Annotated in this window: 1 protein-coding gene; it reads left to right on the forward strand. The window is 70.4% G+C overall.

The window, feature by feature from the left end; all coding sequences use genetic code 11:
• Positions 1-277, forward strand: a 277-nt coding sequence (locus HOP53_RS21505) for a (d)CMP kinase (RefSeq protein ID WP_234271887.1), incomplete at both ends; no start/stop codon positions are given.

Consider the following 277-nt stretch of genomic DNA (forward strand, 5'->3'; position numbering starts at 1 on the left):
AAGGGCACCATCAGCCGTCTGGTCGCCGAGCGCCTGGGCTGGCATCTGCTCGACAGCGGTGCGCTGTACCGGCTGACCGCGCTGGCGGCCCAGCGCCACGGCGTGGCGCTGGATGACGAAGCCGCGCTGGAACGGGTTGCTGCCGGTCTCGACGTGGTGTTTGTCGCCGAGGCGGAGAGCACCCGCGTGCTGCTCGAAGGCGACGACGTCAGCCGCGAGATCCGCACCGAGCAGGTGGGCGACGCCGCTTCTCAGGTAGCGGCGTTGAATGGCGTGC

The organism is Billgrantia ethanolica (assembly GCF_021404305.1).
Classification (GTDB): domain Bacteria; phylum Pseudomonadota; class Gammaproteobacteria; order Pseudomonadales; family Halomonadaceae; genus Halomonas; species Halomonas ethanolica.